Raw genomic sequence first — 7117 nt, 5'->3', positions numbered from 1 at the left:
CCCCCGTAACATCTTCCAACCATCGCCTTCCTAATTCCATCAATAAAATACCACGGATTTCAAAACCACAATTCTTCCCTCTCCCTTCACCTTTCCCCCTCCTTTATCAAAGGAGAGAATGTTTTTTGCCGCAATAAAAAAGGGAAAATAATCGTTTTGCTGTTGACAGAATATGAAAAATCGTATTTAATGATAGGTGCGGTAAGGGATTTTTTGCGCCCAGATTTCATCAGAGAATTTTTGCATTATTATAGACTGTTATCAAACGGTGTGTTTCGCTATAATCTTTAAAAGTCTCTTGTTTAAAGGTATCTTTCGTCTTTCTCTGACTGTTTTTCTTCTGCATCATCCAATTTGCATCACCAACAGCCCTATAATTTTGAGATTTTCAAAACAAGCCGTATCCAATAAGGGCTCCCAATAGAACGCTTTAATAAAAGTACCCCAATAAAAATACGGATACAACACATCACAGAAATGATGAGCAATATACGAATAATAATATGAAAACGACCAGGATATGCTTTCATCGCCTCATTTTTCAAGATGCGAAGGCTTTTTTTCAAAACATTGTTTAGCCAGAATTGAAGAACATAATGTCATCCATTGATTATCAATATGGAAGCTAATATTATGAAGCCACAAGATTCTTCTCTCCCTTATTCCTCACAAACACAAGGAAGGGCAAATGCACCAGAAGGGGCGCGTGCAACTGCATCATTAGACAATCTTGCTGCACATTCAGAACAACAAAGCAGCGAAAAAGAAGGAAATGTCCCGTTCAATCATGAGGAATTAAAAAATATCATTGCTCGTTTAGAAGAAGACATCTCAACGGATCGTTGGTTTACAACTGATTATGCAAGCATAGATCTTAAACTGATGCCAGCCTTAGTGGAACAAGCAAATCGTAAATATCCTGAAATGCGCCTTCAATTGGTAGCGTCATCTCACGACTTTGCCCTTGCACTAAAAGAAGCCATCGAAAACGGCATTCAATCTTCTAGATTTATCATTCACACAAAGGATAGAGGAATTCATTTTTCAGTGATTGATCATCAAACCATCGATGACAAAACGTCCGTGATATTTTTTGAACCTACAACACTTAACAATATGAGATCAGCAGTGCTAGCATTAAGGACACAACTGGCCCTTAAAGCGCATGAATTGTCTAACTGTTCTTTTGCCATGGCAGAAATGGACATTCAGCGAAGCTCTTCTGAATGTGGAATGTTCAGCTTAAGCCTTGCCAAAAAGCTTTATTCGGAAGCTCAAAAATTAGAACGACTGCACAAAGACAATATTAAGGGTGTGTTATGTGAACCAGATACGCCTTTATCTGCTGAAAAGTTAGATACATATCTTCCAACCACTTTTTATAAACACGTGCAAGGAAGAAGACGTCTTGGGGAATATCTAAAAGCCAATCCGGATGCGGAACATGAAACAGTAAACAAAAAAGGCGAAACTCTGAGAGAGAGATTTGAAAGAAGCTTAAGTTCAGCAGAAGGAAAAACTGTTTCTGTTTCACAACATAGAAAAAGAGCGACGGAATACAAATCTCTGATGATGTAAGATGTAATGAGTGTTTTAGCCATATCCGTATTCCACATCCACAAAGAATGAAGCTCTGCGGCTTTACGGTAAGATATAAATGCTATTAGCAAATCTTCTTTTCCCTTTGAAAGAAGTAACAATGCAAAAAGTGAGCAATTACCTCTTCAAACAAAAGGCAAAACAATAATATTCTATTAAAAGTAGCCCATTTTAAAGCCCGTATTTTAAGACTTTGAACAAACATAAAACACGCAAGTTTTGAAAAGACCTGCCCGCACTTTCTTATAAAGCAGCTGAAAAATGATTTTTTCCTTAATCTTCAAGAGATAAAGGTTCTTTTTCAAAACATTATTTGGTCAAAATATAAAAAATAATATTGCCTCCCGATTATAACCACGGAGGTTCATATTATGAAGCCACAAGATTCAAAAGATACTGCCGCTCATGCCTCACAAATAGCAGAAAGTAACATCGAAAATGAATCCTTAGAAAGCCTTATTGCCCGTTTAGAACAACTCAACGCTCCTCAAAAAGAAGAGAGCACCTTGAGTCAGGAAAAGTTGAAAGCTATTATTACAGACTTAGAAGATGATCTCGTCACCGGCCGTTGGATTAACTCTTATTATGAAAACATAGATATTAGATTGATGCCGGCTCTCGTAGAAAAAGCAAACAGCAAATATCCAGCAATGAATCTCAAATTGGCTCTTACAGCAGAAGAGTTTTCACACGCACTAAAAGAAGTCGTTGAGAGCGACGCAAAATCTGCTCGATTTATAGTAAATTCGGGAAGCAAAATCCACTTTGCAGTCCTTGATTATAAAAAAGTTGATGACAAAATCTCTTTGATTATGCTTGAACCTACAACATTTCAGAATATCACTGCTTGCAAACTAGGGATAAAAATAAATCAAACCCTTCAATGTCTTCAACTGCCTCCTTATTCTTTTACCACGGCAGAAATGGATATTCAGAGAAGCTCTTCTGAATGTGGGATGTTCAGCTTAAGCCTCGCCAAAAAGCTTCATCTTGAATCTGATAAATTAGCAAGATTGCACAAAGATAATGTTAAGGGTGTATTATGTGAACAAAATTCATCTTTATCTGCTGAAAAGTTAGATTCCTATCTTCCCATTAGTTTATACAAACATGCGCAAGGAAGAAAACGTCTAGAACAATATTTAAAAGCCAATCCGGATGCTGAACATGAAACAGTAAACAAAAAAGGTGAAACTCTGAGAGAGAGATTTGAAAAAAACTTAAGAACAACAGAAGGAAAAACTGTTTCTGTTTCCTCCCACCCAAAAAAGGCTCACTGAATACAAATCTTTGATGATGTAATTGAGGTTTTTTCCATATCCATAAAGAACGAGGCTCTGCTGCTTGACGGTGGGGTATAAATTGCTGTTAGCAAATCTTTTTTTCCGTTTGTAAGCAATTAAAGAGTTAAACAGCAAGCAACGTGACCTCTTAAAGACAAAAAGCTGAATACATAAAATATTTTAGGATTTTGGATGTTAAGTAAAAGCACCCGCCTCCTCCTGTAGCTTTTTTCTAAGAGTTGTCCACTTTTATCTCAAGCGCCTCCACATCAGTACCACTTGCCAAAACAACCGCAAACAGCCACTCTCTGTCCCCCACAATCACACCATCCGTTCTCTCCATCTCACCCCCCTCACAACCACCGCCAAAACAACCGCAAGCACCAACACCAATGCTAACACAAATCATTGTGCAACCCTCCAACCCCTGCCGCGCCAACAATGCCTTCTAAGAATTCCATTCACCAACATATATGTCACCCCTCCAACCTCACTTCTCATGCCACCGCTAACACAACCGTAATGCCACCGTAATGCCATTGCGTACATCAACAGCACCAAGTCTCAAAACCAAAAACATCTCTCAACGGAAAACACCAGCCCAACCATTATCCCACTTGGACAACCATGACCTCATTCCCTTAAGATGCTACAACTAACCTTTTGATTTCGTTAAATTTTCACGTCTTGTCTGTTTTTGCAGAGTGAAAAATTTCACTTTTAATGTGTCGACCAGCCTCACTTTAAAGTGAGGCTTTATTTTATGGAGAAGCAAATGAGAAAAATATCATCAGCAGGGCTTGCACTCATTAAACAATGGGAAGGATTGCGTTTGAACGCCTATAAAGATGCCATCGGGGTGTGGACAATCGGCTATGGACATATCAGCGCTGCTGGAAAACCGTTCGTTCGCAAGGGCATGACAATCACTGAAAAGCAAGCAGAAGAAGTTCTTTCTCAAGATTTAAGACAATTTGAAAATACCGTTGAAACAAATGTGATGGTTTCCTTAACGGATGAACAATTCGCTGCGCTCGTATCGTTTTGCTATAATATAGGAGCTTCGGCTTTTTGTAATTCGACCCTGCTCAAAAAACTCAATAACGGCGAATATGAAGCCGTCCCTGCTGAATTACAAAAGTGGACCAAAGCAGGAGGAAAACGTCTTCACGGTCTAGTGCACCGTCGTGCAGCCGAAGCAGGACTATGGGCAAAAGGTGCTTATGTTTCTCCCAACTACCAAACCGTAGAAACGCAAGCACCAATGGGATTTTTCAAAGCAGAAGCGCTTACACCGATTATTGGTTCTTTTTCTGGACTTGGAGGCTTATTGGCAGGCAATGGTCCCATCCAATGGGCATTGGCAGCCATTATGGTTTTAGCCGCCTGTGCAGGCATCTTCTTTGTGGCAAAACGGTTTCGGGAGCAGCGCTTATGATGTGGTGGATGAAAAAAAATCTGATGATAACAGGAGCGGCTCTGACCGCTTTTTTTATCGCTTTAGCAAAAGCTTTCACTCTTGGAAAAAAGATTGAACAACAAAAGCAAATAGAAAAAACGCTAAAGTCATCAATAACACGGCTAGAGGTGGAGAATGAAATTAATCAAAAAAATGATGCTGATGTACGCGCTGCTCTTACTTACTGGTTGCGCGATAAAAACAATAAATGAGCCTTTTTCTTGCGTTGGTTGGATGCCCATTTATTTAGACAAAAAAGATCTCAATACCATCAGTTCAAATCTCGCAAGAGATATTTTAAAGCATAACAAACAAGGGGAAGGCTTGTGTGGGTGGAAACATGGCTAGAAAAAAAACAGAAAAACAAACAGAGCTTACAGAAAAGGAAAAAGAAATCCTACAAGAAATCATCACAACTTATAAAAGTGTAAAAATGATGTCACGTTATACGAAGTGGATTATATTTATCATTTTCCTATTAGCGCTTGATTTCTCACGTATCATAGATGCGTTAGCAAGTATTTTTACACAAAAATCGAATATTCAGCTCTAAAATAAATAAAAAACATGAGACGTGTTAAATCTTTTTTTAAATAAAAAGCCATTCGTTATTTTTTGAAAACACGGAGATTTTATTGATGATTTTTCACGTCTCATGGGAAATTTTTACACACTCTTCAAAAACGCTTTCATGAAATGAATTTAGGAGCATGAAGAGAGATTTTTAACAAACGCGTGAGTCAACAACTTTACTAACATAAGAAAAGGATCATACCAACGCACATTTTCTAAAATAACCTATTGATACTAAAAAATATTTTATACTCTTCACAAATCCCATCGGGAAGATACCATCGCGAAAAAATTTAAAAATATTTAGAGATATTTTTTTAATAATTGCATAAGTAAACAACGCAAAAAGTATTAACTTGCCTAAAATCCCCTTATCTTTACACTTTAAAAAAAAGAGCAATCAGACACCTCCCTACGCATAAATCCCCAATATTTATACCGCCTCTGTTTATAAAAACTCTGTTTATAAAAAAACTGACTATTTGAAAATATTCATGAGAGGCATTTTTATTTTCTTTCAGTATTTCACCCTAGCTCTCTCCACTTGTGAGGTATAAGAAAACGATTGCGATTGTTTCAACATAAGAAAGAATTGAAATGAAAAAATCCACCGCAATAAAAATCTCTTATTCAACATACAAAACAATGAATAATTCTGATCAATAAAAGCGTTGTTCCATTAAAACCCATTAAAAAATATGAAGCAATACATGATTATCATTATTTGCAAGAATGCAATGCTCTTGAAAACCGTAAAACCACATCACATTGATTTATAATTATCATTAAGCACTCTTCAACTTGAATTAAAGCCCTGCATATCGCAGGATTTTCTCATTTCCCAACCTGTTTCCTTTTAAAATAATCCAAACTATGTCGCTTGCACATTACAGTGTATGGGTCAAAACTATACAAGCAAGGCACGCCTCACCGTCTCACGGACCAACGGCTTGTCATAACATTGAGAGCTGGAAAAGTATATGATAACGCAAGCGTATTCTTTTATTAAGCGTAAAGATGATCGTGCCCTATAGTTTTATGCACTTCATGAGAACTTTGCCCTTATACCATTCACAAATCCATTGCGAAATCGGTGTGACAAGCAAGATGTCTCTTAAAAACATGTCAATATGCAAAAATATATATTTGGAGACAAATATATTTGCGGCTTTTCTATTTTACGTGAGGGATTTCACAAAAAAAAGATATGCAAGCAACAAAAGTTTGAGGCATCATCTTCATTATTTAATAAGATATTACTATAAATACCTTTAAAAGTCATAAAGCAAAAAGATGATGACAAGATGCGTGCTTATATACCTTTACATTCTTTCTCAATGAGGCTGTCTTTCTATTGCAGAGATTAACCAAACAGAGATATGCTTGTCCCAGTATACAAAAGCCCTTTAACAGAGAAAACCCTTATTTTTTCATACAAAAGCTTGAAATACCAACATCTTATTCATAAAAAAAACAAACAAGACCCAACATGCTCTGTCCAACTTTCTCTCTTCAACTTTCAATGGATACAAACTCTTGCGTTAGTTCATAAAAACCATTCGCCCTTCTAAAGCGCAAACACAGGATTTTTTTAATGGTGCATGCATAAACTTAAAATGAAAAAATAGAACTGTATTAGGAATAAATGACTATAAATCAAATAGTTATATTTTTATCACTAAAATATTTTCAAAAGAAACCACGATCCCCGCACAATAAAAACATCTCATAAATGCAAGAGAAAAAGTCATGAATAAAGAGAGAGATCTATTCACAATAGCGATACATCAACCAATGAAAAATAACAAAATGCTATAAGATCACTATCATAAAAGGAAGAACTGTACGAAACGTGAAAAAGCATTAAAAAAAACGGGCACAGAAGGCCCGTTTCTTTATTACTTCTATGGAATAAGAGCTTAGAAATCCATTCCGCCCATTCCACCCATTCCGCCACCTAAGCATTGGAGGCATTGGTGTATCTTTCTTTGGAACTTCAGCAACCATTGCTTCTGTTGTAATCAGAAGGCTAGCAATTGAAGCCGCATTCTGGAGAGCAGAACGCAAAACTTTCACTGGATCAACAATTCTTGAAAGCAATCAAATCACCAAATTCACCGGTTGCAAAACGTGAAAAAGCATTAAAAAAAACGGGCACAGAAGGCCCGTTTCTTTATTACTTCTATGGAATAAGAGCTTAGAA

General features: G+C 36.9%; 6 protein-coding genes and 2 pseudogenes. 6 read left to right on the top strand and 2 right to left on the bottom strand.

Features of this window, described 5'->3' with window-relative positions:
- Window positions 1-633: 633 nt before the first annotated feature.
- Window positions 634-1578: a YopJ/AvrA family T3SS effector serine/threonine acetyltransferase gene (locus tag ACFIKH_RS07105; protein WP_375625316.1), complete on the top strand. Its 945-nt coding sequence runs from the start codon at window positions 634-636 to the stop codon at window positions 1576-1578.
- 392 nt (window positions 1579-1970) lie between these two features.
- A pseudogene (locus tag ACFIKH_RS07100) lies at window positions 1971-2901 on the top strand (YopJ/AvrA family T3SS effector serine/threonine acetyltransferase).
- Window positions 2902-3114: 213 nt separating this feature from the next.
- Here ACFIKH_RS07100 and ACFIKH_RS07095 read toward each other — a convergent pair.
- Window positions 3115-3291 (bottom strand): hypothetical protein, encoded by a 177-nt coding sequence (locus ACFIKH_RS07095; RefSeq protein ID WP_375625315.1) that lies wholly within the window; start codon window positions 3289-3291, stop codon window positions 3115-3117.
- A 366-nt stretch (window positions 3292-3657) separates the two neighbouring features.
- On the opposite strand from ACFIKH_RS07095, the gene ACFIKH_RS07090 reads away from it, so the two are divergent.
- From ACFIKH_RS07090 to ACFIKH_RS07075, 4 genes are read left to right on the top strand one after another with little or no spacing between them, the layout of a single operon-like run.
- Entirely contained in the window at window positions 3658-4320 is a 663-nt protein-coding gene (locus ACFIKH_RS07090) for a lysozyme (protein ID WP_375625314.1), read from the top strand.
- The gene (locus tag ACFIKH_RS07085; RefSeq protein ID WP_375653635.1) at window positions 4317-4553 is read left to right on the top strand and encodes a hypothetical protein; all 237 of its coding nucleotides are present in this window, start codon (window positions 4317-4319) and stop codon (window positions 4551-4553) included. The genes ACFIKH_RS07090 and ACFIKH_RS07085 overlap by 4 nt, the downstream gene beginning before the upstream one ends.
- Window positions 4477-4689 (top strand): hypothetical protein, encoded by a 213-nt coding sequence (locus ACFIKH_RS07080; RefSeq protein ID WP_375653633.1) that lies wholly within the window; start codon window positions 4477-4479, stop codon window positions 4687-4689. The genes ACFIKH_RS07085 and ACFIKH_RS07080 overlap by 77 nt, the downstream gene beginning before the upstream one ends.
- Entirely contained in the window at window positions 4682-4894 is a 213-nt protein-coding gene (locus ACFIKH_RS07075; RefSeq protein WP_375625312.1) for a hypothetical protein, read from the top strand. The genes ACFIKH_RS07080 and ACFIKH_RS07075 overlap by 8 nt, the downstream gene beginning before the upstream one ends.
- A 1939-nt stretch (window positions 4895-6833) precedes the next feature.
- Here the strand turns inward: ACFIKH_RS07075 and groEL are convergent.
- Window positions 6834-7036: pseudogene (gene groEL / locus ACFIKH_RS07070) on the bottom strand (chaperonin GroEL); the annotation flags it as partial.
- Between the last annotated feature and the right edge of the window lie 81 nt (window positions 7037-7117).

The organism is Bartonella sp. SD1336NMGDW (assembly GCF_042193565.1).
In the GTDB taxonomy this organism is placed as follows: domain Bacteria; phylum Pseudomonadota; class Alphaproteobacteria; order Rhizobiales; family Rhizobiaceae; genus Bartonella; species Bartonella grahamii.
This window is presented reverse-complemented; position numbering and strand designations above follow the sequence as displayed.

Excerpts from the sequence above, each read along its gene's own strand:
- ACFIKH_RS07105 (WP_375625316.1), top strand. The coding sequence starts at position 634 with ATGAAGCCACAAGATTCTTCTCTCCCTTATTCCTCACAAACACAAGGA.
- ACFIKH_RS07095 (WP_375625315.1), bottom strand. The coding sequence starts at position 3,291 with ATGATTTGTGTTAGCATTGGTGTTGGTGCTTGCGGTTGTTTTGGCGGT.
- ACFIKH_RS07090 (WP_375625314.1), top strand. The coding sequence starts at position 3,658 with ATGAGAAAAATATCATCAGCAGGGCTTGCACTCATTAAACAATGGGAA.
- ACFIKH_RS07085 (WP_375653635.1), top strand. The coding sequence starts at position 4,317 with ATGATGTGGTGGATGAAAAAAAATCTGATGATAACAGGAGCGGCTCTG.
- ACFIKH_RS07080 (WP_375653633.1), top strand. The coding sequence starts at position 4,477 with ATGAAATTAATCAAAAAAATGATGCTGATGTACGCGCTGCTCTTACTT.
- ACFIKH_RS07075 (WP_375625312.1), top strand. The coding sequence starts at position 4,682 with ATGGCTAGAAAAAAAACAGAAAAACAAACAGAGCTTACAGAAAAGGAA.